This window comes from Streptomyces sp. NPDC047525, assembly GCF_040643025.1.
Taxonomy (GTDB): Bacteria; Actinomycetota; Actinomycetes; order Streptomycetales; family Streptomycetaceae; genus Streptomyces; species Streptomyces durmitorensis.
Map to the genome: position 1 here is coordinate 406,700 of NZ_JBEYTL010000003.1, position 23,776 is coordinate 430,475.

General features: G+C 70.1%; 18 protein-coding genes and 1 tRNA gene. 7 read left to right on the forward strand and 12 right to left on the reverse strand.

Annotation, left to right across the window (positions count from 1 at the left end; genetic code table 11):
* The first annotated feature begins 5 nt into the window (after positions 1-5).
* Complete coding sequence (locus tag ABZ833_RS10790) at positions 6-1,181, forward strand: N(5)-(carboxyethyl)ornithine synthase (RefSeq protein ID WP_361044015.1); 1,176 nt, start codon at positions 6-8, stop codon at positions 1,179-1,181.
* A 93-nt stretch (positions 1,182-1,274) separates the two neighbouring features.
* On the opposite strand, the gene ABZ833_RS10795 is transcribed toward ABZ833_RS10790, so the two are convergent.
* Positions 1,275-1,359 (reverse strand) — tRNA-Leu (locus tag ABZ833_RS10795).
* 140 nt (positions 1,360-1,499) lie between these two features.
* Here ABZ833_RS10795 and ABZ833_RS10800 point away from each other — a divergent pair.
* Positions 1,500-2,834 carry a DUF2254 domain-containing protein gene (locus tag ABZ833_RS10800; RefSeq protein WP_361044017.1) on the forward strand — a complete coding sequence of 445 codons (1,335 nt, stop codon included), beginning with the start codon at positions 1,500-1,502 and terminating at the stop codon, positions 2,832-2,834.
* 33 nt (positions 2,835-2,867) lie between these two features.
* On the opposite strand, the gene ABZ833_RS10805 is transcribed toward ABZ833_RS10800, so the two are convergent.
* From ABZ833_RS10805 to sucC, 4 genes are all read right to left on the reverse strand, one after another.
* On the reverse strand, positions 2,868-4,070 hold the full coding sequence (locus ABZ833_RS10805; protein ID WP_361044019.1) for an epoxide hydrolase family protein: 1,203 nt from the start codon (positions 4,068-4,070) through the stop codon (positions 2,868-2,870).
* Positions 4,071-4,186: 116 nt separating this feature from the next.
* Positions 4,187-5,740 carry an aldehyde dehydrogenase family protein gene (locus ABZ833_RS10810; protein WP_361044021.1) on the reverse strand — a complete coding sequence of 518 codons (1,554 nt, stop codon included), beginning with the start codon at positions 5,738-5,740 and terminating at the stop codon, positions 4,187-4,189.
* A gap of 128 nt (positions 5,741-5,868) precedes the next feature.
* Positions 5,869-6,747 carry a succinate--CoA ligase subunit alpha gene (sucD, locus tag ABZ833_RS10815; protein WP_361044024.1) on the reverse strand — a complete coding sequence of 293 codons (879 nt, stop codon included), beginning with the start codon at positions 6,745-6,747 and terminating at the stop codon, positions 5,869-5,871.
* Positions 6,748-6,758: 11 nt separating this feature from the next.
* Positions 6,759-7,898 (reverse strand): ADP-forming succinate--CoA ligase subunit beta, encoded by a 1,140-nt coding sequence (sucC, locus tag ABZ833_RS10820; protein WP_361044027.1) that lies wholly within the window; start codon positions 7,896-7,898, stop codon positions 6,759-6,761.
* A gap of 201 nt (positions 7,899-8,099) precedes the next feature.
* Here sucC and ABZ833_RS10825 point away from each other — a divergent pair, with 201 nt between their 5' ends.
* The 5 genes from ABZ833_RS10825 (at position 8,100) to ABZ833_RS10845 (ending at position 16,079) form a co-directional block, all read left to right on the forward strand.
* Entirely contained in the window at positions 8,100-9,794 is a 1,695-nt protein-coding gene (locus tag ABZ833_RS10825; protein ID WP_361044031.1) for a thiamine pyrophosphate-binding protein, read from the forward strand.
* A 12-nt stretch (positions 9,795-9,806) separates the two neighbouring features.
* Complete coding sequence (gene frc, locus ABZ833_RS10830) at positions 9,807-11,039, forward strand: formyl-CoA transferase (protein WP_249586635.1); 1,233 nt, start codon at positions 9,807-9,809, stop codon at positions 11,037-11,039.
* A 3-nt stretch (positions 11,040-11,042) separates the two neighbouring features.
* Positions 11,043-13,187: an acetate--CoA ligase family protein gene (locus ABZ833_RS10835; RefSeq protein WP_361044035.1), complete on the forward strand. Its 2,145-nt coding sequence runs from the start codon at positions 11,043-11,045 to the stop codon at positions 13,185-13,187.
* A 125-nt stretch (positions 13,188-13,312) separates the two neighbouring features.
* Positions 13,313-14,701, forward strand: a complete 1,389-nt coding sequence (locus ABZ833_RS10840; protein WP_361044037.1) for an OFA family MFS transporter — start codon at positions 13,313-13,315, stop codon at positions 14,699-14,701.
* A gap of 1 nt (position 14,702) precedes the next feature.
* Positions 14,703-16,079 (forward strand): OFA family MFS transporter, encoded by a 1,377-nt coding sequence (locus tag ABZ833_RS10845; RefSeq protein WP_361044040.1) that lies wholly within the window; start codon positions 14,703-14,705, stop codon positions 16,077-16,079.
* Positions 16,080-16,144: 65 nt separating this feature from the next.
* Here ABZ833_RS10845 and ABZ833_RS10850 read toward each other — a convergent pair whose 3' ends face one another.
* From ABZ833_RS10850 to ABZ833_RS10880, 7 genes are all read right to left on the reverse strand, one after another.
* Positions 16,145-17,308, reverse strand: coding sequence for a sugar phosphate isomerase/epimerase family protein (locus ABZ833_RS10850; RefSeq protein WP_361044043.1), 1,164 nt, complete (start codon positions 17,306-17,308; stop codon positions 16,145-16,147).
* 117 nt (positions 17,309-17,425) lie between these two features.
* On the reverse strand, positions 17,426-18,802 hold the full coding sequence (locus ABZ833_RS10855) for a nucleotide pyrophosphatase/phosphodiesterase family protein (RefSeq protein ID WP_361044045.1): 1,377 nt from the start codon (positions 18,800-18,802) through the stop codon (positions 17,426-17,428).
* Positions 18,799-19,968 (reverse strand): metabolite traffic protein EboE, encoded by a 1,170-nt coding sequence (eboE, locus tag ABZ833_RS10860; RefSeq protein WP_361044047.1) that lies wholly within the window; start codon positions 19,966-19,968, stop codon positions 18,799-18,801. Before eboE ends, ABZ833_RS10855 begins: the two co-directional genes overlap by 4 nt.
* A 3-nt stretch (positions 19,969-19,971) precedes the next feature.
* Positions 19,972-20,820 (reverse strand): TatD family hydrolase, encoded by an 849-nt coding sequence (locus ABZ833_RS10865; RefSeq protein ID WP_361044050.1) that lies wholly within the window; start codon positions 20,818-20,820, stop codon positions 19,972-19,974.
* A complete protein-coding gene (locus tag ABZ833_RS10870) occupies positions 20,820-21,503 on the reverse strand; it encodes an EboA domain-containing protein (protein WP_361044053.1) in 684 nt (227 codons plus the stop codon). Before ABZ833_RS10870 ends, ABZ833_RS10865 begins: the two co-directional genes overlap by 1 nt.
* Positions 21,500-22,411 (reverse strand): sugar phosphate isomerase/epimerase family protein, encoded by a 912-nt coding sequence (locus ABZ833_RS10875; protein WP_361044056.1) that lies wholly within the window; start codon positions 22,409-22,411, stop codon positions 21,500-21,502. The genes ABZ833_RS10870 and ABZ833_RS10875 overlap by 4 nt, the downstream gene beginning before the upstream one ends.
* Positions 22,408-23,742 carry an SCO3242 family prenyltransferase gene (locus tag ABZ833_RS10880; RefSeq protein ID WP_361044058.1) on the reverse strand — a complete coding sequence of 445 codons (1,335 nt, stop codon included), beginning with the start codon at positions 23,740-23,742 and terminating at the stop codon, positions 22,408-22,410. The genes ABZ833_RS10875 and ABZ833_RS10880 overlap by 4 nt, the downstream gene beginning before the upstream one ends.
* Positions 23,743-23,776 lie beyond the last annotated feature (34 nt).

The window sequence follows — 23,776 nt, forward strand, 5'->3', positions numbered from 1 at the left end:
AGTTCATGGGCCTGAAGAGTCTGGGAGTGCTCGCCTCCTCCCACAAGGAGAACGAGTTCCGGCTGCCGCTGCACCCCGGCCACCTCCACCGGATCCCCTCGGACGTACGCGAGAAGATCTTCCTCGAAGAGGGCTACGGCGGGCGGTTCGGCATCGACGACGAGGCGCTGCGCCCCCTTGTCGCCGGGCTTCACCCCCGCGAGCGGCTTCTCGCCGAGTGCGACATCGTGACGCTGCCCAAGCCGATGCACGAGGACGTCGCCGGGCTGCGCGAGGGCCAGGTCCTTTGGGGATGGCCGCACTGCGTCCAGGACGAGAAGATGACGCAGATCGCCATCGACCGACGGCTGACCCTCATCGCCTGGGAGGCCATGAACCACTGGACGTCCACGGGCGCCTTCAGCGTTCATGTGTTCCACAAGAACAACGAACTCGCCGGCTACTGCTCGGTGTTGCACGCCCTGCAGCTCGGCGGCCTGACGGGAAGCTACGGGCGGCGCCTGCGTGCGGTGGTCATCAGCTTCGGCGCCACGGCGCGCGGAGCGGTCACCGGCCTGGGCGCGATGGGGGTCTCCGATGTCACGGTGCTCACCCAGCGCGCCGCCGCGGCGGTGGCCTCACCGATGCCGTCGGTCGTGATGGGCCATTTCGCGGAGCAGGAGGGCGACCCTTCCCGCCTGGAGGCCCTCACCGAACCCCGTGCCATGCCGCTCGCGGAGTACCTCGCCGGGTTCGACATCATCGTCAACTGCATACGGCAGGACACCGACGCGCCGCTGATGTTCGTCACCGACGAGGAACTCGCCCTGTTCCGGCCGGGGACCTTCTTCATCGACGTCTCCTGCGACGAGGGCATGGGCTTCGAATGGGCCCGTCCGACGACCTTCGGAGAGCCGATACACCTGGTGGGACCGGGCTGCCACTACTACGGGGTGGACCACAGCCCGTCGCATCTGTGGAACTCCGCCACGTGGGAGAACAGCGACGCGCTCCTCCCCTATCTGCGCAAGGTCATGGCCGGCCCCGCGTCATGGGAGACCGACGCCACGATCAAGAACGCCATCGAGATCCAGGACGGCGTGATCCTGAACCCGAAGATCCTCTCGTTCCAGCACCGGGCGGCGGCCTACCCGCACGCCGCTGAGATCCCGGAGTCGCACGCCTCCGCACAGCCGGCCTGACGCCTCTTGGTCGCGCGGGAATGAAAAGCGACCACGAAAACGTGGACGGTGCTGACCGAGACTCGGTCAGCACCGTCCACGTACTTCATCTTGTGTCCGAGGGGGGACTTGAACCCCCACGCCCGATAAAGGGCACTAGCACCTCAAGCTAGCGCGTCTGCCATTCCGCCACCCGGACTAGGTGTCTGCCGTTCGCGGGGTGTTCCCCGCGGCGACATGGACAACAATACCAAGCTTTCGGAGTGCCTTTCACCTGCGTATCCGTACGCCGCCGGGGCGATGCCCGGCGGCCCGCGCCGCCGCATCTACAGTCTCACCATGAGTGACGGGCTGATTACTGGAGTGCTCGGTGACGCGAAGGTGCGGCGGCCTCGGCTGCTGTCCCCGTTGCGCGAGCATCTGCGGGACACCATGTGGTTCGCGCCGACCGCGGGGCTCGTGGGGGCCATGGTGTTGTGGGTGGCCGCTGCGGAGCTGGACAGCCAGATCGTGGCGGCGGCGCAGGAGGACGGGGACTACGACACCATCAAGAGCCTGATGCAGATCGCCGAGGACACCAAGGTGGTGATCAGCACCATCGGCTCGGCGATGATGACCTTCATCGGTGTCGTCTTCAGCATCTCGCTGGTGGCCGTGCAGATGGCCAGCGGACAGTTCAGCCCGCGGGTGGTGCGGCTGTACGTCCGATCGCGGATCACCAAGATCACGCTCACCGTGTTCCTCGCGACGTTCCTCTTCTCCCTGATGACGCTGACGTCCTTCGACAGCGAGAGCGATCCGCGCCTGTTGACGACTGTGCCGCTGATCGAGTCGATCCTGGCCATGGCGATGGTCTTCCTGAGCCTGCTCCTGTTCGTCGCGTACGTGAACGGCACCCTGCGCATGATGCGGATCGGCTTCGTCATCGACCGGATCGCCCGTGAGTCGTTCCGGGTGGCCGTGAAGCACCCGACCGAAGGCGCGGTGGACGACGAGCGCCTCGGACCCGCGACCGCCCGGATCACGCACCAGGGACGGGCCGGAGTACTGCGGGACGTGCACATCGCCCGGGTGGTGCGGGCGGCAAGGCGGCACGGCGTGGTGCTGCGGCTGCTGCCGCGCATCGGGGACTTCGTGGTGCCGGGGACCCCGGTGTTCACCGTGCACGGCGGGGCGGCGCCGTCACGGCGCGCGCTGCGGTACACGTTCTCCGTGGGTGTGGAGCGCACCTTCCACCAGGACCTCGGCTTCGGTCTTCGCCAGCTCGCCGACATCGCCCTGCGGGCCCTGTCCCCCGCGGTGAACGACCCGACCACCGCCGTGCAGGCCCTGGACCGCATCATCCAGATCCTGGCGTCGGTGGCCGGGTATCCGCTGGGCGCCCTGCGCCACCGTGACCGGCGCGGGGCGGTGCGGATGGTGCAGCCCGTGCCGGACTGGACGGCCCTGGTGGATCTCGGGTTCGCCGAGATCCGGGGGTGCGCGGTCGGCAATCCGCAGGTCATCCGGCGCATGCTGGCCGGCCTCGACGACCTGCTGCGGCTCGCGCCCGAGGAGCGCAGGGAGCCGCTCCTGCGCCACCGCGAGCTGCTCGCGCAGGCGGTGGAGCGCACGGTTCCGGAGGCCGCGGACCGTGCGTTCGCGCTGCTGCCCGACCGGCAGGGCATCGGCTGAGTCCCGCGGTGGTTCGCCGCGAGGCGGCAGCGGCTACTGGGCGGCGGCCTCGCGGAGCTGCCTGAAGAACGCCCGGATGTCGCCGATCAGCAGGTCCGGCTGCTCCATGGCCGGGAAGTGCCCTCCGCGGTCGTACTCCGTCCACCGCACGATGTTGTTGCTCCGGTCCGCGATGTGCCGCAGCGGGATGAAGTTGTCCCGGGGGAAGTCGGCCAGCGCGGTCGGCGTCGTCGACGGCTCGGGCCCGGTGCCCCAGTAGTCGGCGTGTGCGCGCTCGTAGTAGATGCGGGCGGACGATCCCGCCGTGCCGGTCAGCCAGTACAGCATCACGTTGGTGAGCAGCGCGTCGCGGTCGACGGCGTCCTCCGGGCGGTCGTCGGAGTCGGTCCACTCCTTGAACTTCTCCGCGATCCAGGCGAGTTGCCCCACCGGGGAGTCGGTCAGGCCGTACGCGAGCGTCTGCGGCCTGGTGGACTGGATGTCCGCGTAGCCCTGCCGGTCCCGGCTCCACTCCTGCATGCGTTTCCAGGAGGCCAGCGCGCGCTCGCGCTCGTGCGGGGTCATCGCGTCCAGCTCGTCCGCCGTGGGTTCCTGCGCGGCGGCCGAGTTCGGCAGCAGGTTGAGATGGACGCCGGTGACCCGGTCGGGCCGCGTCCGGCCCATCTCGCGGGTGATGCCCGCTCCCCAGTCACCGCCCTGTACGCCGAACCGCTCGTAGCCGAGGCGCTCCATCAGCTCGACGAACGCGGCGGCCACCCGCTTGAACTCCCAGCCCTGCTCCGTCGTGGGACCGGAGAGGCCGAAGCCGGGGATGCTCGGCAGTACGAGGTGGAAGGCGTCCGCCGGGTCGCCGCCGTGGGCCCGCGGGTCGGTGAGCGGACCGGCCACCTCGGTGAACTCGACGATCGAGCCCGGCCAGCCGTGCGAGACGAGCAGCGGGGTGGCATCCGGCTCCGGCGACCGGATGTGGGCGAAGTGGACGTTCGTCCCGTCGATGGTGGTGGTGAACTGCGGCCACTTGTTCAGGGCGGCCTCCGCGGCACGCCAGTCGTACGCGTGGCGCCAGTAGTGCGCGAGCTCCTTGAGATAGCTCCGTGGGACCCCGTACTGCCAGCCGACTCCGGGCAGTTCGTCGGGCCAGCGTGTGCGGTCCAGACGCTCGTGCAGGTCGTCCAGGGCGTCCTGCGGGATGCTGAGGTGGAACGGATGGACCGTCTTGTCGGAGATCGTCGTCATGCCTTGGCATGCTAGGTCCGTCGGTCAACGCGCAGGTCAGTGGGGCAGCTTGGCCTCTTCTCGCTCCTGCGTGCGGTGCGGGCGCCGGACAGCGGCACCCGCACCGCACGGCTGGCTCACGCCATCAGGTGATAACTCGGGAAGTTCCCCGGCGGCCGCTCCATCGCCGGGCCGTGCGTGACCGCCCGCACCAGCAGTTCGCCGCCGACGAACGCGCCGCGCCAGGAGGCGCCGAAGCCGCCGAACAGCTCGTCCCTGTCACCGCGTGAGCGCGGTTTCCCGTGGCCCACCTTGAAGGCGCGGATCTGCGGGGCGAGTCGGTCGTACGTCGCGGTGTCGTCGGTCGACAGCGTGGCGACCAGCGCGCCGTTCGACGCGTTCATCGCGGCGAGCAGCTCCGCCTCCGTGTCGACCAGGACGATGGTGTCGACCGGGCCGAACGGCTCCGCGTGGTGCAGCGGCGATGACGGGGGCGGGCCCAGGAGCGTGACGGGATGGACGTACGCGTCCGTGTCCTGGCCCGGCAGGAAGCGTTCCGCCGACGGAGCGCCGCGGTACAGCGGCACGGCGCCGCGGTCGATCGCCTCCGTCACCTGGTCGCCGAGCTCCTTGGCCTTGGCCGCGTTGATCAGCGGGCCGAAGTCCAGTTGCGGGAACGGGTCTTCGGCGTGCTCGACCGCCAGGGGGTGGCCGACACGCAGGGTGCGCACGGCGGGGAGGTAGGCGGCGAGGAACTCGTCGAAGAGGCCCCGCTGGACGACGAAGCGCGGGTACGCCGTGCAGCGCTGCTTGCCGTAGTCGAAGAGCTTGGGGATGACGGCGCTGAGCGCGTCCCAGTCGCTGTAGTTCCAGATGCCCCAGGTGTTGAGTCCTTCCTGTTCGAGGATGTGCCGCTTGCCGAGGTCGGCGACGGCGGTCGCGACGGCCGCGCCCGTGTCGCGTCCGCCGACGAAGGAGACGCAGCCGATCTCCGGTGCGCGGACCAGCGCTTCGGACAGCTCTCCCCCGCTGCCGCTCACGAGGGTGACGGGAATCCCTTCGCGGGCGGCCAGGGCGCACGCCAGGGTCAGACAGGCGACGCCGCCGTCGGTCGGGGTCTTGGCGATGACCGCGTTGCCCGCGAGTGCCTGTACCAGCACCGCGTGAACGAGCACGCTCATCGGGTAGTTCCAGCTCGCGATGTTGGACACCGGACCGTCCAGCGGGGTCCGGCCCTCCACCATCGGCTCGATGCCGTCGACGTACCAGCGCACGCCGTCGATGGCCCGGTCGACATCGGCCTGGGCGAGCCGCCAGGGCTTGCCGATCTCCCAGACGAGGAGCAGGGCGAGCAGTTCGCGGTGTTCGGTGAGGGCGTCGAGGGTGGCGGCGACGCGGGCGCGCCGTTCCTCCAGCGCGACGTGGCGCCAGGTCCGGTGCTGGTCGAGGGATGCGCGTACGGCCTGGTGGGCGGTGGCGGCGTCGAGGCGTGGCGGGCCCGCGATGGGGCTGCCGTCGACGGGGGACGTGGCGGGCAGGGTCCGGCCGTCCGCCTGCCAGGTCCCGTTCCAGAGGTTGAGGACGCGGTCGTCGCGGAAGGCCTCGGGCGCGACGGCGAGGCAGCGCCGCCAGGCGTCGGTCCAGGCCGTACCGGCTTTGAGGACAAGGGAGTTGGTGAGGGTGGGTGCCATTCGGTGTCTCCGCTCACGGTGCACAGTCGGGGCGGGGGTGCATGGCTCGCGCGGCGCCGCTCGGTGCGCGGTCCGCGTGTGTGCTGGGGGACGCTAGTGCAGTCAGGGCCCGTCACCTATGAGTGACATCACGCCCCCAGCCGGTTGAGAACGAGGCGGGCCGTCTCCGTCGGTGTGGCGCCGACCCGCACCCCCGCGGCCTCCAGCGCCTCCTGCTTGGCGCGCGCGGTGCCGGAGGAGCCCGAGACGATGGCTCCCGCGTGCCCCATGGTCTTGCCTTCGGGGGCGGTGAAGCCGGCGATGTAGGCGACGACGGGTTTGGTGACGGACCGTTGGATGTAGGCGGCCGCGCGTTCCTCCGCGTCGCCGCCGATCTCACCGATGAGGACGATCAGTTCGGTGTCGGGGTCGTCCTCGAAGGCGGCGAGGCAGTCGATGTGCGTGGTGCCGACGACGGGGTCGCCGCCGATGCCGACGCAGGTGGAGAAGCCGATGTCGCGCAGCTCGTACATGAGTTGGTAGGTGAGGGTGCCGGACTTCGACACCAGGCCGACGCGTCCGGACTTGGTGATGTCGGCGGGGATGATGCCCGCGTTGGCCTGCCCCGGGGTGATGAGCCCCGGGCAGTTGGGTCCGACGACGCGGGTGCCGCGCTCCTTGGCGTACGCGTGGAAGGCGACGGAGTCGTGCACGGGTATGCCCTCCGTGATGACCACCGCGAGGCCGATCCCGGCGTCGGCGGCCTCGGTGACCGCCGCCTTGGAGAAGGCGGGCGGCACGAAGATCACGGTGACGTCGGCGCCCGTGGCCTTGATCCCTTCGCGCACGGAGCCGAAGACGGGGACGGCGCGGTCGTCGAAGTCGACGATGCGGCCGGCCTTGCGGGGGTTGACGCCGCCCACGACGTCCGTGCCCGCCGCGAGCATGCGGCGGGTGTGCTTCATGCCCTCGGCTCCGGTCATGCCCTGGACGAGGACCTTGCTCTCCTTGGTGAGGTAGATCGCCATGTCCCGGCTCCTTAGGCTGCGTTGGTGTGACCGGCGAGTTCGGCGGCGCGGCGCGCGGCGCCGTCCATGGTGGTGGCCTGCTGGACGAGGGGGTGGGCGCGCTCGTCGAGGATGGCGCGGCCGCGGACGGCGTTGTTGCCGTCGAGTCGGACGACGAGCGGCTTGGTCAACTGGACGGATTCCAGGGCCTGGACGATGCCGTCGGCGACGGCGTCGCACGCGGTGATCCCGCCGAAGACGTTGACGAAGACGGACTTGACCGCGGGGTCGGAGAGGATGACGGAGAGGCCGTCGGCCATGATCTGGGCGGAGGCGCCGCCGCCGATGTCGAGGAAGTTCGCGGGGCGCGCGCCGCAGCCCGCGACCACGTCGAGGGTGGACATGACGAGGCCCGCGCCGTTGCCGATGATGCCCACCTCGCCGTCGAGCTTCACGTAGTTGAGGCCCTTGGACGCGGCCGCCGACTCCAGCGGGTCGTCGTGCGCGGAGTCGTCGGTGCCCCAGCGTGCCTGGCGGAAGCGGGCGTTGTCGTCCAGGGTGACCTTGCCGTCGAGGGCGAGGATCTCTCCCTGGGCGGTGCGGACGAGCGGGTTCACCTCGACGAGGAGCGCGTCCTCGCGGATCAGCACCTGCCACAGCTTGACCAGGACGTCCGCGGTCGCTTCGGGAAGTCCCGCCGCTGCGGCGATCTCGGCCGCCTTGGTCTCGTCCACTCCTGCCGCCGGGTCGATCTCCACGCGCGCGACGGCCTCCGGGCGGCTCGCCGCCACCTCCTCGATCTCCATGCCGCCCTCGGCGGACGCGATGGCGAGGAAGCGGCCCGCCGCGCGGTCCAGTACGTACGAGACGTAGAACTCGCTGTCGATCTCGACGGGTTGGGCCAGCATCACCTTGTGCACGGTGTGGCCCTTGATGTCCATGCCGAGGATCTGGCGTGCCGTGATCTCGGCGGCGGCCGGGTCGGCGGCGACCTTGACGCCGCCCGCCTTGCCGCGTCCTCCGGTCTTCACCTGGGCCTTGACGACGACGCGGCCGCCCAGGCGTGCGGCGCCCGCGCGCGCCTCCTTCGCCGTGTCGGCGACTTCTGCTTGCGGCACCAAGATGCCGTGTTCCTCGAAGAGTTCCCTTGCCTGGTGCTCGAACAGGTCCATTCCGGCTCCTGACGCTGTGTCGATCCGGGGAACGACCCCCCGGACCCCCGAAAAGTGCCGCACGCCCCCTGGACACCACCCACCGGATGCGGGATAACAAGCTTCATACAGTATTCGTCGACTGTATGCAATCTACCGCGAGAGCACCTACGAGCAGCGTGTGAGCGCTCCAACTCCCCTACGAAGGGACAGGACTTCGCCATGCCCGACGGCAGCAGCGACACGAGCCAGACCCACATCTCCGGTGGGCACCTGGTCGCCAAGGCACTCAAAGCAGAGGGTGTGGAGGTCATCTACACCTTGTGCGGCGGCCACATCATCGACATCTACGACGGCTGCGTCGACGAGGGGATCGATGTCGTCGACGTACGCCACGAGCAGGTCGCCGCCCACGCGGCCGACGGCTACGCGCGCCTCACCGGAAAGCCGGGATGCGCCGTGGTGACGGCGGGGCCGGGAACCACCGACGCCGTCACGGGCGTCGCGAACGCCTTCCGCGCGGAGTCCCCCATGCTGCTGATCGGCGGCCAGGGAGCCCACACCCAGCACAAGATGGGGTCACTTCAGGACCTTCCGCACGTCGACATGATGACGCCGATCACCAAGTTCGCCGCGACCGTGCCGGACACGGCGCGCGCCGCGGACATGGTGTCGATGGCGTTCCGCGAGTGCTACCACGGCGCTCCCGGCCCCTCCTTCCTGGAGATACCGCGCGATGTGCTCGACGCCAAGGTGCCGGTGGACAAGGCCCGGGTGCCGCAGGCCGGGCAGTATCGCGCCTCCACCCGCTCGGCCGGCGATCCAGAAGCCATCGAGAAGCTCGCCGACCTGCTCGTGCACGCGGAGAAGCCCGCGATCCTCCTCGGCAGCCAGGTGTGGACGACGCGCGGCACCGCGTCCGCCATCGAGCTCGTGCGGACCCTGAACGTGCCCGCCTACATGAACGGCGCGGGCCGCGGCACCCTGCCGCCCGGGGACCCGCACCACTTCCAGCTCTCGCGGCGGTACGCCTTCTCCAACGCCGACCTCATCGTCATCGTGGGGACGCCCTTCGACTTCCGCATGGGCTACGGCAAGCGGCTCTCCCCGGACGCCACCGTCGTGCAGATCGACCTCGACTACCGCACCGTCGGAAAGAACAGGGACATCGACCTGGGCATCGTCGGTGACGCGGGGCTGATCCTGAAGTCGGTCACCGAGGCGGCGTCAGGGCGGCTCAACGGAGGCGCGTCCAAGCGCAAGGAGTGGATCGACGAGCTGCGCGCCGCCGAGCAGACGGCGATCGAGAAGCGGCTGCCGAATCTGAAGTCCGACGCCTCCCCTATCCACCCGTACCGCCTCGTCAGCGAAATCAACGACTTCCTTACCGAAGACTCGATCTACATCGGCGACGGCGGCGACATCGTCACCTTCTCCGGGCAGGTCGTGCAGCCCAAGTCGCCGGGCCACTGGATGGACCCAGGACCGCTCGGCACGCTCGGCGTCGGCATCCCCTTCGTGCTCGCCGCCAAGCAGGCGCGGCCCGACAAGGAGGTGGTGGCCCTCTTCGGAGACGGCGCCTTCTCACTGACCGGGTGGGACTTCGAGACGCTCGTCCGCTACAACCTGCCCTTCGTCGGGATCGTCGGCAACAACTCCTCGATGAACCAGATCCGTTACGGCCAGAAGGCCAAGTACGGCGAGGAGCGCCAGCGGATCGGCAACACCCTCGGAGACGTCCACTACGACAAGTTCGCCCAGATGCTGGGCGGCTACGGCGAAGAGGTCCGCGACCCCGCCGACATCGGCCCCGCGCTCCAGCGGGCCCGCGAGTCCGGCAAGCCCTCGCTCATCAACGTATGGGTCGATCCGGACGCGTACGCCCCCGGAACCATGAACCAGACCATGTACAAGTGAGGAGCCCGCGCGATGACGACCAAGGCTCTTGAGGGCGTACGCGTCCTCGACATGACACACGTCCAGTCCGGGCCCTCCGCCACCCAGCTGCTCGCCTGGCTCGGTGCGGACGTGGTGAAGCTGGAGGCGCCGTCCGGAGACATCACGCGCAAGCAGCTGCGTGATCTCCCTGACGTCGATTCGCTCTACTTCACGATGCTCAACTGCAACAAGCGGAGCATCACCCTCAACACCAAGACCGAGCGCGGCAAGGAACTCCTCACCGAGCTGATCCGCCGCTCCGACGTCATGGTCGAGAACTTCGGCCCCGGCGCAGTGGACCGGATGGGCTTCACCTGGGAGCGCATCCAGGAGATCAACCCGCGGATCGTCTACGCCTCGATCAAGGGCTTCGGAGACGGGCCCTACACCAACTTCAAGGCCTACGAAGTGGTGGCACAGGCCATGGGCGGCTCCATGTCGACCACGGGCTTCGAGGACGGACCGCCGCTCGCCACGGGCGCCCAGATCGGTGACTCCGGGACCGGCATCCACGCCGTCGCCGGAATACTCGCCGCCCTCTTCCAGAGGGAGAACACCGGTCGCGGGCAGCGCGTGAACGTGGCCATGCAGCACGCCGTGCTCAACCTCTGCCGGGTCAAGCTGCGCGACCAGCAGCGCCTGGCGCACGGGCCGCTCGCCGAGTACCCGAACGAGGACTTCGGGGACGAGGTGCCGCGCTCGGGCAACGCGTCCGGCGGCGGTCAGCCCGGCTGGGCGGTCAAGTGCGCGCCGGGCGGCCCGAACGACTACGTGTACGTCATCGTGCAGCCCGTGGGCTGGCAGCCGCTCACCGAGCTGATCGGGCGGCCCGAGCTCGCGCAGGACCCCGAGTGGGCCTCTCCGGAGTCGCGGCTTCCCAAGCTCGGCAAGATGTTCCAGCTGATCGAGGAGTGGTCCTCCACGCTGCCCAAGTGGGAGGTCCTGGAGCGGCTGAACGCCCACAACATCCCGTGCGGCCCGATCCTCTCCACCAAGGAGATCATCGAGGACGCCTCGCTGGCCGCGAACGAGATGGTCGTCGAGGTCGCGCACCCGCAGCGCGGCTCCTTCACCACGGTCGGCTCCCCGCTGAAGCTGTCGGACTCCCCCGTGAACGTGGTCAGTTCGCCGCTCCTGGGCGAGCACAACGCGGAGGTCTTCGTCGGTGAGCTCGGCCTCGGCGACGAGGAACTGCGCCTGCTCAAGTCGAACGGAGTGATCTGAGTGATGGCCGAAGACCGCGCACTGACGGTGCGGGCGCTCCTCGACTCGGTGCGCGCCGAGGGGCGGGCCTCCCTGACCGCGCCCGAGGGCAAGATCCTCGCGGACGCGTACGGGATCGCCGTACCGGGCGAGGAGCTGGCGACGGACGTGGACGAGGCGGTGGCGCACGCGGCCCGCTTCGAAGGGCCCGTCGTCATGAAGATCGTCTCCCCCGACATCCTGCACAAGACCGACGCGGGCGGCGTCGTCGTCGGGGTGGAGGGCGCCACCGACGTACGGGCCGCCTTCTGCGAGATCGTCAAGAACGCGCGGGAGTACGCGCCTGGGGCACGCATCGAGGGCGTGCAGGTGCAGGAGCTGCTGCCCTCCGGCCAGGAGGTGATCGTCGGGGCGGTGACCGATCCGACGTTCGGGAAGGTCGTCGCCTTCGGGCTCGGCGGCGTACTGGTCGAGGTCCTCAAGGACGTCACGTTCCGTCTCGCACCGGTCGACGCCGACGAGGCCGCATCGATGCTCGACTCGATCCGCGCCGCCGAGATCCTGCGCGGGGTGCGCGGCGCCCCGGCGGTGGACCGGTGGGCCGTCGCCGAGCAGATACGCCGGGTGTCCCAACTGGTCACCGACTTCCCGGAGATCGCCGAGGTGGACCTCAACCCGGTGATCGCCACCCCGGAGGGCGCGATCGCGGCGGACATCCGCGTCATCCTCGCGGAAGGGACTCCGAAGAAGCGCCGTACCTACACGCGCGAGGAGATGCTCACGTCGATGCGGCGGCTGATGGAGCCCCGCTCGGTCGCCGTGATCGGAGCCTCCAACGAGCAGGGCAAGATCGGCAATTCGGTGATGCGCAACCTCATCGACGGCGGCTTCTCCGGCGAGATCCATCCGGTGAACCCCAAGGCCGATGACATCTTGGGCCGCAAGGCGTACAAGAGTGTCACGGACGTTCCCGGTGAGGTGGATGTGGCGGTCTTCGCGATCCCCGCCAAGTTCGTGGCGTCGGCCTTGGAGGAGGTGGGTCGCAAGGGCATCCCGAACGCTGTCCTGATCCCCTCCGGGTTCGCCGAGACCGGTGAACAGGCCCTCCAGGACGAGATCGTGGAGATCGGCGAGCGGCTCGGGGTGCGGCTGCTCGGCCCGAACATCTACGGCTACTACTCGACGTGGCAGGACCTGTGTGCCACGTTCTGCACGCCGTACGACGTCAAGGGCGGGGTCGCGCTGACGAGCCAGTCCGGTGGCATCGGAATGGCCATCCTCGGCTTCGCACGCACCACGAAGACGGGCGTCTCGGCGATCGTCGGGCTCGGCAACAAGTCCGACCTGGACGAGGACGACCTCCTCACCTGGTTCGGCGAGGACCCCAACACCCAGTGCATCGCGATGCACCTGGAGGACCTCAAGGACGGCCGTGCCTTCGTGGAGGCCGCGCGGGCGACCGTTCCCAAGAAGCCGGTCGTGGTCCTGAAGGCCGGGCGCACGGCCGCCGGGGCGAAGGCCGCCGGATCGCACACGGGCGCCCTGGCGGGCGATGACGCCGTGTACGACGACATCCTCCGGCAGGCCGGCGTCATCAGGGCGCCGGGGCTCAACGAAATGCTGGAGTACGCGCGCGCGTTGCCGGTGCTTCCCACTCCGCAGGGCGACAACATCGTGATCATCACGGGTGCGGGCGGCTCGGGCGTCCTGCTCTCCGACGCGGTGACCGACAACGGGCTGCGCCTGATGGAGATCCCCGACGACCTGGACGCGTCCTTCCGGGCGTTCATCCCGCCCTTCGGGGCGGCGGGCAACCCCGTCGACATCACCGGGGGCGAGCCCCCGTCGACGTACGAGGCGACGATCAGGCTCGGCCTGGAGGACCCACGCATCCACGCGCTCGTCCTGGGCTACTGGCACACGATCGTCACCCCTCCCATGGTCTTCGCCGAGCTGACGGCCCGGGTGGTCGCGGAGTTCCGCGAGCGCGGCATCGAGAAGCCCGTCGTGGCATCCCTGGCGGGCGACGTCGAGGTGGAGGAGGCCTGCCAGTACCTCTTCGAGCGGGGCGTCGTGGCCTATCCGTACACGACGGAGAAGCCGGTCGAAGCGCTCGGCGCGAAGTACCGGTGGGCGCGTGCGGCCGGTCTGTTGGGGGGCGGTCGATGAGGTGACCGGTGTTGGGGCCGGCCGGCGGTGCGCGTCGGCCGGCCCCGGGACCCGTGCGCACACGAAAGGAATTGGACAGGGGGCGCTGGCCAGGATCTTTTCGACGCAAGGGGTGCTGAATCAACATGACGACAACCGACATACCCACAGCCGTCCCCTACAGGGAGGTGACGGACGCCAACGGCCGGATGTACCGGGTCGGTGAGACCGACATCGACATCATGGGCCGCAGGCGCAAATGGATGGTCATCCTGCCGTGGATCGGCATGATGGGCATCAGCTCGGCCGAGTACGCGTTCGCGTCGGCCGAGGACACCCTGCACACCGCGCATTCCTGGGGCGACACCCACATCTTCTGGATGCTGGGGGTCTGGGTCTTCTTCCAGGCCGCGGTGGCCTTCCCGGCGGGCAAGCTGCGCGAGAGCGGAAGGCTTCCGGCGCGCTGGGCGATGATGTGCGGCGCCGTCGGAACACTGCTGGGCTATCTGTCCCTGGCGTTCGCGCCGCACGTCGTCGTCGCCTATGTCGGCTTCGGCATGTTCAGCGGTATGGGCGCCGGCATGGTGTACGCGACCTGCGTGAACATGGTCGGCAAGTGGTATCCCGAACGAAAGGGAGGAAAGACCGGATTCGTCAACGGCGGATTCGCCTACGGCTCGGTGCCGTTCGTGTTCATCTTCACCGGCTTCATGGACCTGACGAACTTCCGCTGGGTGCTGGTGAGCGTCGGCCTCTTCCTGGCGGCGATGGTCGCCGTGGCCGGTTACTTCTTCCAGGACCCGCCGAAGAACTGGTGGCCGGCCGACGTGGACCCGCTGCGGCCGCCGGACGACCCGCGGGCCAGGCGCGCGATGGCGATGAACCCGCCCGCCGTGCGGCAGTACACGCCCAAGGAGGCGTGGCAGACCGGCCGGGTCGCACTCATGTGGTTCTGCCTGCTGTGCACGTCCGGCGTGAACATCTTCGGCATCGCCTTCCAGGTGGACATCGGGGACGAGGCCGGATTCGCCGGCGGAATCGTCGCCACGGCCATGTCCTTGAAGGCCATCGTCAACGGCACCGGCCGAGGCGTCATCGGCTGGCTCTCGGATCTCTACGGACGCAAACGCTGCCTGATATTCGTCTGCATCGTCCTCGGCCTCTCGCAGTACGGAATCCTGTGGTCCGCGGACATCAAGAACCTCCCGCTGTTCCTGGTCTTCTCCAGCATCTCCGGGTTCGGAGGCGGCGCCATCTTCCCGATGTTCGCGGCCATGACGGCGGACTACTTCGGCGAGAACAACAACGCATCCAACTACGGCCTGGTCTACAGCTCCAAGCTGGTCTCCGGGTTGCTCGGCTCCGGAATGGGGGCCGTCGTGGTGAGCAACTGGGGCCACACAGGGGCCTTCACCCTGGCCGGCTCCATTTCCCTGTTCGCCGGATTCATCGCGCTCTTCCTTTCCCAGCCGGGAAGGCCCAAGGACAAAGGCATCAAACCCAATCCGCAACCCCTCGGTGAGGAGATGGCCTGATATGACGGCGGAGCCCATCGCCACAGGAAACAAGGCGCCTGAAAGCGGCACCCCGTATCGCGAGATCACCGACGAGCACGGCCGCGTCTATCGCGTGGGCGAGACGGACCGGGACATCCTCGGCCACTCCCGCAAGATCATGGTGTACCTGCCGTGGATCGCGATGATGGCCATCAGTGTCTTCGAGTACGCGTTCGGCTCGGCGGAGGACACCCTGTCCCACGCCCACGGCTGGACGCAGTCCAACACCTTCTGGATTCTGAGTGTCTGGGTCTTCTTCCAGGCGGGCATCGCGTTCCCGGCGGGATGGATGCGCGAGAAGGGCATCCTGACGGCGCGGAACGCCATGTACACCGGGTCGTTCATGTGCCTGATCGGATTCCTCGCCCTGTCACACCTGGACAACGTATGGCTCGCGATCATCGGGTTCGGCGTCATCGGCGGCGTGGGCTCCGGCTTCGTCTACGCGACCTGCATCAACATGGTCGCCAAGTGGTTCCCCGAACGCCGTGGCGCGAAGACGGGGTTCGTCAACGGAGGATTCGCCTACGGCTCGCTGCCGTTCATCTTCATCTTCAACTACGCCTTCGACACCGGCAATTATCACCGCGTGCTCGACCTGATCGGCGCGTACATCCTCGTCGTCGTCCTGGCCTGTGCCTTCTTCTTCAAGGACCCGCCGAAGAACTGGTGGCCCTCCGAGGTGGACCCGCTGGAGAAGTCGGGCGCCTCGAAGGACGCCGCGAGCCTCGCCAAGAACCCGCCCGCGGTGCGTCAGTTCACACCGAAGGAGGCCATCAGGACGGGCATGCTGCCCCTGATGTGGTTCACCCTCGTCATGACCGCGGGTGTGTCCATCTTCGGGATCTCCTTCCAGGTGGACTTCGCCAAGGACGTGGGCTTCGGCCCCCTGGTCGCCGCTACCTCGATGGGGCTCATGGCCGTCATCAACGGCATCGGACGCGGAGTGGTCGGCTGGCTCTCCGACATCTGGGGCCGCAAGGCGACCCTGGTGTTCGTGATCCTGGTCCTCGGGCTCTCGCAGTTCGGTGTGATCTGGGCGGGCGACATCCACAGCGAGTGGCTCTTCCTGGTCTTCGCGTTCCTCTCGGGATTCGGTGGCGGTGCGTTCTACCCGATGTTCGCGGCGCTGACCCCGGACTACTTCGGGGAGAACTACAACGCCACCAACTACGGGCTCGTCTACAGCGGCAAGCTGATCAGCGGCCTGTTCGGCGGCGGGATGGGCTCGATGGTGGTGGCCGCGTGGGGCTACAACGGCGCGTACGCCCTCGCGGGCGGCATCTCCATGCTGGCCGCGGCCGTCGCGCTGCTGCTGCGCCAGCCGGGGCGGGAGAGGGCGCCGGTGCACGCCTGATCCCACTCGACGCACGAGCAGCTCCCGCCGCGCGGCGGGAGCTGCTCGTGCGTGCGGTCAGGTGCTCAGCGCTTCTTGCGGAGAGCCGCCAGGTTGTCGTAGCCGATCTTCGCGAGCTTCAGGGACTGGCCCAGATCGGTGCCGCTCGGCGCGTTGTCCTGCTCGACCATGGGGTTGTGGTAGTTCTTCTCGCCGACACGGCTGAAGAAGGTGCGGTAGTCGATGACGCCCTCGCCGAAGGCCACCATGTCGTAGCCCTCGCCGCTGGTGTCGTTGCGGGTGCCGTCCTTGGCGTGGAACAGCGGGTAGCGCTTGTTGTTGCGGCTGACGAGCGCCGCCGGGTCGAAGACCTTCTTGCGCTGGGAGCCGTCGTGCGCGGTGTACGTGTGGAACTTGTACTGCGCGACGTGCGCCCAGTAGATGTCCATCTCCAGCCAGACCGTCCGCGGGTCGGTGGCCTTGAGGAAGTACTCCAGCCTGCGGATGCCGGAGCTGCGGGTCGGGCGGCCCTGCGCGTCGAGCGGGCCGCCGTCGAGCAGGAAGCCGTACGCCGCGTCGTGGTTGTGCGTGTAGAGCTTGATGCCGGCCTTGCGCGCGATGGTGCCCAGGGCGTTCCACTTGTCGGCGGCGACGTCCCAATCGGCCTTGTACGAGCTGTTGGTGGGGTCGCCGCCGGTACCCATGTGGTCCATGCCCAGGATGTTGGCGATCTCCAGGTTCTTCTTGAACGTGTCGAGGTCGGGCTGCGAGAGCGGCCATGACCCCGGTATGAAGCCGTGGTTGCCCTGGGCGCGCAGACCGTACTCGTCGAGCCAGGAGCGCAGCAGCTTGGCGCCCTCGACGGACTCCAGGCCGGCGCCGCCCGGGGCGTTGGCGTGCTGGCCGTAGCCCGCGAACTCGACCTGCTTGTAGCCGTAGCGGGCCAGCTCCTTGAACACCTCGCGGAAGCCGGAGGGCAGGTCGGAGGTGAGCGGGTCGCGGCCGGTCGCGTCACGCACCGTGTAGAGGATGATGCCGCGCTTGTTCGCGGGCACCAGTTCGCGGCCGTGACCGTGGTGATGGCCGTGGCCCTCCGTCTTCGACTGGGCGAAGGACGGTGCCGCGCCGAACACGGGCGCGGCGATCGCGCCCGCGCCGACGGCGGTGCACGTGCTGAGGAAGCGGCGGCGATTGATGCCGAGGCGCTGTCTGAGGGCCTCGTCGGCGGGAGTGTCGTGGAAGTCGGTCACGGGTGCCTCTCCTGGGCTCTTCGACGTGCGGGCGGACGCCACTGCGCGTTGTCAGTGACGCGTGTTTCACTTTCTGTAACTGCTCCTGGTCGGGCGGACGGTGGGGCGAGGTGTGTCTCAGCCCAGGCCGGCCAGGTCGAGGAGGAGGGATTTCACGGCGGTGGCCGCGATCCGGTCGTCGAACGCATGGGGGGTGGAGCTGATGATGAGCGGACCGTCGTCGTCGCTCGTGGGAAGGCGGCCGTGGCTGCCGCGAATAGGTGACGGATCGAGGGGCACGACCGCCATGCGGTAGCGCATGCCGAGCTTCTTGCGGGCCAGCGCGCCCGCGGCCTTGACCTTCACATAGGGGTCGAGGGGGTCCATGAAGAGCTCGACGGGGTCGTAGCCGGGTTTGCGGTGGATCTCGACGAGCTGGGCGAAGTCGGGCGCGCGGGCGTCGTCGAGCCAGTAGTAGTACGTGAACCAGGCATCCGACTCGGCGACGGCGACGAGTTCGCCGGAGCGCGGGTGGTCCAGGCCGTGGGCCTTCTTGCCCTCGTCGTCGAGGAGTTGCTCGATGCCGGGCACGTCGGCCAGTGCCTGACGGGTGACTTCCATGTCCTCGGGCCTGCGCACGTAGATGTGGGCGATCTGGTGGTCCGCGACGGCGAAGGCGCGGGACGTCATGGGGTCGAGGTACTCCATGCCGTCCTGGGTGTGCACTTCGAGCAGTCCGGCGCGGCGCAGGGCGCGGTTGATGTCGACGGGGCGGTCCACGCGGGTGATGCCGTACTCGGACAGGGCGACGACGGTGCGGCCCTCGGCCTTCGCCTCGTCGAGGAGGGGGGCGATGGTCGCGTCGAGTTCGGCGGCGGCCCGGTGGGAGCGCGGGTCGTCGGGGCCGAAGCGCTGCAGGTCGTAGTCGAGGTGAGGGAGGTAGCACAGGGCCAGGTCGGGGTGGCGGGTGCTGATGATGTGGCGCGTGGCGTCCGTGATCCAGCGGCTGGAGACGATGTCGGCGCCGGGGCCCCAGAAGTGGAAGAGGGGGAACGTGCCGAGTTTCTCGGTGAGTTCGTCGTGCAGGGCCGGGGGCCGGGTGTAGCAGTCGGGTTCCTTGCGGCCGTCGGCGTAGTAGACGGGACGGGGGGTGATGGTGATGTCGGTGTCGGCGCCCATGGCGTACCACCAGCAGATGTTGGCGACGGTGTAGCCGGGATGCGCGCGTCGGGCGGCGTCCCACAGCTTGTCGCCCGAGACGAGGCCGTTGTGCTGCCGCCACAGGAGTACGTCGCCGAGCTCACGGAAGTACCAGCCGTTGCCGACGATGCCGTGCTCGGCGGGGGTGGTGCCGGTGAGGAAGGTGGACTGGGCGGCGCAGGTGACGGCGGGCAGGACCGTGCCCAGCGGGGCCTGGGAGCCGGACTGGCCGAGCGACTTGAGGTGCGGCATGTGGTCGAGGAGACGGGGGGTGAGGCCGACGACGTCAAGGACGAGGAGAGGGGTTGGGCTCATGGGAGTTCCTTCAGGCCGAGGTCCGTCAGGAGATCGCGGGCGAGGGTGAGCTCGGCGGCGATCCCGTCGGCGAGCTGGGGGCGGGAGCGGGGGCGCAGTTCGGGCGGCAGCGCCTGCCAGGTGTAGGTCTCGACCTCGAGGTGACGCGTGCGCGGCTCGGGACCGCCGACCAGATGGGCGAGGGTGTCCTTGAGTACGGGGAGCGTGGAGGTGAGGGGCGGTGCGGGAGGCGCGTGCAGGGGGACGTGGAAGTGGGCGCGCCAGGGTGCCGTCTCGGGCAGGGCGTCGCCGGCGAGGGATTCGCCGAGGTCGTCGGTGCCGCGCAGTCCGGCCGCGGTGCGGGTGCGGGTCTGGTGCAGGAAGCGGGGCTCGTCGAAGGCAGCGAGAGCCTCGCGGACCCCGGGGAGATGGGGGTCTTCGGCGTGCAGGGCGGCGGAGAGCTGGGACTTGACGACGGGGATGCCCGCGGCGGCGAGCGCGTCGAGCGCGGTGTGCGGGTCCTCGAAGGAGGTGGCGAGGTGACAGGTGTCGACGCAGACACCGATGCGGTCGTGGCCGATCGCGGTGAGGGGGGCGATCGCGTCGCCCGTGGTCTCCACGGTGCAGCCCGGTTCGGGTTCGAGGCCGATGCGGATCGATTTGCCGGTCAGCTCCGCGAGCGCGTCCAGGCGCTGGGCGAGCGCGGTGAGGGCCGCGCGGGCGGCTTCGGCGTGGGTGGTGTCGAAGGGGGTGCGCCAGGCGAGAGGAAGGGTGGAGATGGTGCCTTCGGCGACGTCGTCCGGGAGGAGCGCGGCGAGCAGGCGGGCCAGGTCGGTGGTGTGGGAGAGGCGCTCGGGGTCGGTCCAGTCCGGCTTGTAGACGCGGTACTTGACCTCTTCGGCGCCGAAGCCCTCGTAGGGGAAGCCGTTGAGGGTGACGACCTCCAGGCCGCGCCGGTCGAGTTCGGTGCGCAGGCCGCGCAGTGCCGCCGGGTCGGTGACCAGGGCGTGCGCGGCGTCCTTGGCGAGCCACAGGCCGATGCCGAGACGGTCCCTGCCGAGCCGTTTGCGCACGGGTTCGCAGTGGTCGCGGAGTTGCGCGAGGACGCCGTCGAGGGTCTCGGCGGGGTGGACGTTGGTGCAGTACGCGAGGTGGACGACGCTGCCGTCGGGGTGCCGGAAGCGCATGGCTCACGCCCCGCCGCGGAGGATGGAGTTGCCCTCGTGGGTGGCTTCGGTGTCCGTGACATCGAGCGCGAGGCGGCCGCTGAGTCCGTAGAAGGCGACGGGGTTGCGCCAGAGCACCAGGTCGACGTCGTCCTCGGTGAATCCGGAGGCGAGCATGGCGTCGGCGACCTTGCGGGTCTTGAGCGGGTCGCTCTTGCCCCAGTCGGCGGCCGAGTTGACCAGGACCCGCTCGGTTCCGTGGTCGCGCAGGATGGCGACCATCCGGTCCTCGTCCATCTTGGTCTCGGGATAGACGGAGAAGCCGAGCCAGCATCCGCTGTCCTTGGCCTCCTTGACCGTGGTCTCGTTGAGATGGTCGACAAGGACCCGCTCCAGGGGCAGCGCGGACTCCCTGACCACATCGAGGGTGCGGCGCATGCCCGCGAGCTTGTCGCGGTGCGGGGTGTGGACGAGGGCCGGCAGCTCGTGGTCGGCGGCGAGCTGGAGCTGGGCGGCGAACGCGGCGTCCTCGGCGGGGGTCATGGAGTCGTAGCCGATCTCGCCGACGGCCACGACGTTGTCCTTGACGAGATAGCGGGGCAGCTCGTCGATGACCGGGGTGCAGCGGGGGTCGTTCGCCTCTTTGGGGTTGAGGGCGATGGTGCAGTGGTGGGCGATGCCGTACTGGGCCGCGCGGAAGGGCTCCCAGCCGAGCAGGGAGTCGAAGTAGTCGAAGAAGGAGGCCGGGGAGGTGCGGGGCTGGCCCAGCCAGAACGCGGGCTCGACGACGGCGCGGACGCCTGCGGCGTACATGGCCTGGTAGTCGTCGGTGGTGCGGGACGTCATGTGGATGTGGGGGTCGAAGATGCGCATCAGGACTCCTGCTCCTCGCCGGTGGAAGGGGTCGCGGGGGCCGGGGACACCGCTGCGGCCGAGGGGGCCGTAGGGGCGGCCAGGGCCAGGACGCGGTGCAGATCGCTGGGGACGGTGCGACCGGCGGCAGTGCGTTCGCCGGCGTAGTCGCCGAGCATGCGGGCGAGCTCGGCGTCGGCGCGGGCGCGGCGGTCGAGGTCGGCGACGGCTTCCACGGGGACGCCGGTGAACAGGCACTTGAGCACCGCGTGGCGCCAGTCGTGCGGGGCGAGGTGCCGGGCTGCGTACGGACCGACGGCGGCGGCGACGAGCCGGGTGTCGTTGGTGCGCAGGGCGTCCTCGACCAGGGGCAGCGTCTGAGGCCCCTCGACCAGGTGGGGCAGGGCGAGCAGGACGGCTCGGCGCTCGGCCGCGGTGCCTTGTTCGTAGACGCGGGTGAGGGTGGCCGGGTCCGCTTCGGCCGTGTGCAGGAGCAGCACGCGGGCGGCGTCGGCGTGGTCCTGGCCGCAGCGTCGCCCGGCCTCGGCGAAGCGCAGCTCCCAGAGGGGAGCCGGGCGTTGCTCCGGTCGTCCGCGGTGGGCGGCGGCCTCCGCCGTGGCCTGGTCGAGCCAGGCGCGGGCTGCCCCGTCGAGGGCGGCTTCGAGGCGGGTGCGGAGGTCGTCGATGACGGCGGTCTGAGTCACGGGGTTCCTCCTCTGGCCGGGGCCGTACTCATCGCTTCGGTCGCCGCCTTGTTCAGGAACTCGATCGACCGGGAGGCGAGTTGGGGGCCCGCGTGGGAGTGGCGGGGCAGTTCGACGACGGTGAGGCCCTGGTAGCCGGTGGCGGCGAGGGCTTCGAGGACGGGCGGGAAGTCGATCTCTCCGTCCCCGAACGGGAGGTGTTCGTGGACGCCTCGGCGCATGTCCTCGATCTGGACGTGCCGGAGCCAAGGGGCGGCGGCGCGCACGCAGTCGGCGGGCGGCTGCGGTTCCAGGCACTGGCAGTGGCCGATGTCGAGGGTGAGGCCGAGGAGCCGGGGATCGCCCAGTTCGTGACGGAGCCGGTGGAAGTCGGCGAGCGTGGAGAGGAGGTGGCCGGGTTCGGGTTCGATGGCCAGGGGCACGGCGGCGCCGGACGCGGCGTCAAGGACGGGACCGATGGCTTCGGCGAGCCGCTGCCAGGCGGTGTCCTCGGAGGTGCCTTCGGGGGTGATGCCGCTGAAGCAGTGCACGGCGTGGGCACCGAGGTCGGCGGCGACCTGGACGGCACGGATCAGCAGGCGGACACGGGCGGCGCGCGCGTCCGGGTCGGGGTCCAGGAGCGAGGGGCCGTGCTTGCGGCGTGGGTCGAGGACGTAGCGGGCGCCGGTCTCGATCGTCGCCGTCAGACCGAGCCGCTCCAGGCTGCGGGCCACGTGGCGGGTGCGGGCGGCGAGGTCGGGGGCGAGCGGGTCGAGGTGCATGTGGTCGAGGGTGAGGCCGACGCCCGCGTAGCCGAGGTCGGCGAGGAGGCCGAGGGCGTCGTCGAGGCGGAGGTCGGTCAGCCCGTTGGTGCCGTAGCCGAAGCGGAAGGGGGACGGAGCCCCCGTCACGTGAGCAGGTCCCGTCATGTGACGCTCACCTTCCGGCCGAACTTACGGGCCGCCGGGGCCAGCGCGGCGGTCAGCAGCGCGGAGCCCAGGGCGCCCGTCCGGGCGGAGAGTGCGGCCTGGAGCGGGATCATGGCGCGGATGCCGCCACCCACGGCCCGCTGGGTGAGCTGCGGCGACGGGTTGAGCGCGGCATGGAAGAGGGGCCGTGCGGCGGTGACCGCGTAGGTGGCGGCCAGCGCGGCCTGGACGGCACCGCGTGCACCGGTCCGCCAGTCGCTGCCGGGGCCGCCCGAGCCCACGGGACGCCCCGTGGCCGAGCCCGGCACGCCGCCGGGGGGCCAGGCGCGGCTCGCTGGTCGACCCGCCCGTCGGCCCGCGGGGGCGAGCACCGAGGCAACCTCAGAGGCGGCAGCCAGGGCGCCCGGCGCTGGCTGCCCACTGGTGGAGCCCGGTAGGCCGCGGGTGGCTGCTGCGCCGCGGCCTACCGGGAGTTGAGAGGTGCCGGTGCGGACTCCGCTGCCGGTACCGAGGTCAGTTCCTGCTCCGAAGCCGGTGCCAGTTCCAGAACCGGAGCCTGCCCAGGCGCTGGTGCCTGTTCCGGCCCCGGCACCCGCCCCGCGACAGGCACCGCCCCTGCCGCTCCGGGCCAGCAGTTGCGCCAGCGCCACTGTCGCCGCGAGCGCGCACAGGGGTGCCGCCGTGGAGCCGCCCTGTGCCTCGCGGCGCGAGACCGCCGTCACCGCGAGGGTGTGGGCGCCCAGGACGAGGGCCGTGGGAACCGCCGCGCGGAGGCCTGCCCCGGCGCCGGGGCGAGTGGTCGCGAGCCTTCCCCGGGGCTTCGCCCTCCCCTCCCCCGGCGATGTCCCCGCCGACGTGGCCGCCGCCCCCAGGAGCAGGTCCAGGGAGCGGGCCGCCGCCATGGCCACCGGGCCTGCCGGAGTGTGCTTCAGGCCCAGGTCGTACGCCCACACCGTGGCCGCCAAGCCGCTCGCCACCGTCAGAGCGGGGCGTCCCGCGCCCGCGGCCAGGGCCAGGCCTCCTGCCGTCAGAGCCGCCGCCGCGCCCAGTGCGGCCGCCGGGGCGATGCGGCCGGACGGCAACGGGCGGTGCGGGCGCTCGATCGCGTCCTCCGCCCGGTCGGCCCAGTCGTTGAGGGCCATGCCCGCCTCGTACAGGGAGAGAGAGGCGGCGATGGCGAGGACCGTGCGGCGGTTGGGGCGCAGCCCCGTCGCCGCCGCCCCGGCGAGTGCGTCGCCGGGGACGGTGAACAGGGCGGAGACACGCAGCAGTTCGGCCCAGGCACGGCCGGAGCCGAGAGGGACACCGCCCCGGCTCCCCGGTCCGGACACGGAACCTGAGCCCTCGACGGAATCTGAGCCCTCA

Bases quoted from the DNA above. Each gene is read 5' to 3' on its own strand.
- ABZ833_RS10790 (WP_361044015.1), top strand. From the start codon at position 6: ATGGGCCTGAAGAGTCTGGGAGTGCTCGCCTCCTCCCACAAGGAGAAC.
- ABZ833_RS10800 (WP_361044017.1), top strand. From the start codon at position 1,500: ATGAGTGACGGGCTGATTACTGGAGTGCTCGGTGACGCGAAGGTGCGG.
- ABZ833_RS10805 (WP_361044019.1), bottom strand. From the start codon at position 4,070: ATGACGACGATCTCCGACAAGACGGTCCATCCGTTCCACCTCAGCATC.
- ABZ833_RS10810 (WP_361044021.1), bottom strand. From the start codon at position 5,740: ATGGCACCCACCCTCACCAACTCCCTTGTCCTCAAAGCCGGTACGGCC.
- sucD (WP_361044024.1), bottom strand. From the start codon at position 6,747: ATGGCGATCTACCTCACCAAGGAGAGCAAGGTCCTCGTCCAGGGCATG.
- sucC (WP_361044027.1), bottom strand. From the start codon at position 7,898: ATGGACCTGTTCGAGCACCAGGCAAGGGAACTCTTCGAGGAACACGGC.
- ABZ833_RS10825 (WP_361044031.1), top strand. From the start codon at position 8,100: ATGCCCGACGGCAGCAGCGACACGAGCCAGACCCACATCTCCGGTGGG.
- frc (WP_249586635.1), top strand. From the start codon at position 9,807: ATGACGACCAAGGCTCTTGAGGGCGTACGCGTCCTCGACATGACACAC.
- ABZ833_RS10835 (WP_361044035.1), top strand. From the start codon at position 11,043: ATGGCCGAAGACCGCGCACTGACGGTGCGGGCGCTCCTCGACTCGGTG.
- ABZ833_RS10840 (WP_361044037.1), top strand. From the start codon at position 13,313: ATGACGACAACCGACATACCCACAGCCGTCCCCTACAGGGAGGTGACG.
- ABZ833_RS10845 (WP_361044040.1), top strand. From the start codon at position 14,703: ATGACGGCGGAGCCCATCGCCACAGGAAACAAGGCGCCTGAAAGCGGC.
- ABZ833_RS10855 (WP_361044045.1), bottom strand. From the start codon at position 18,802: ATGAGCCCAACCCCTCTCCTCGTCCTTGACGTCGTCGGCCTCACCCCC.
- eboE (WP_361044047.1), bottom strand. From the start codon at position 19,968: ATGCGCTTCCGGCACCCCGACGGCAGCGTCGTCCACCTCGCGTACTGC.
- ABZ833_RS10865 (WP_361044050.1), bottom strand. From the start codon at position 20,820: ATGCGCATCTTCGACCCCCACATCCACATGACGTCCCGCACCACCGAC.
- ABZ833_RS10875 (WP_361044056.1), bottom strand. From the start codon at position 22,411: ATGACGGGACCTGCTCACGTGACGGGGGCTCCGTCCCCCTTCCGCTTC.